This window comes from Adlercreutzia sp. DFI.6.23 (assembly GCF_024462535.1).
In the GTDB taxonomy this organism is placed as follows: Bacteria; Actinomycetota; Coriobacteriia; order Coriobacteriales; family Eggerthellaceae; genus Adlercreutzia; species Adlercreutzia rubneri.
The window spans coordinates 1-293 of record NZ_JANGBP010000675.1; the positions used below are offsets into that span (position 1 = coordinate 1).

Here is a 293-nt window from a genome sequence, read left to right on the forward strand (position 1 = left end):
GCACGTCCTTCGCCTTCCGAGCATTTTGCACCTCGCAGGAGATGACGCGCAGCTTGTCGTCGCGGAAGGTGTTGCGCACCATATCGGTGGCCGACTGGAACTTCGTGCAGAACCCGCTGCGGTGGTTGCTCGCGGCGACGGCGCGCGGGTGCAGCGAGGCGGCGCGGACGGGGCGCCTCGCTTGCCCGGTGTCCTGCGGCCGCGCGGCGCCCTGGGGGCTGGCTACCGGTACCGTCCCTCCGAGCGGTTCCACAGCGAAGCCGAAACCCCGCTCTCCGCGCCCTCCCCTTGCA

Annotated in this window: 1 pseudogene; it reads right to left on the reverse strand. The window is 71.0% G+C overall.

Annotation, left to right across the window (positions count from 1 at the left end):
• Positions 1-253, reverse strand: a pseudogene (locus NE591_RS15020) (hypothetical protein); the annotation flags it as partial.
• Positions 254-293 lie beyond the last annotated feature (40 nt).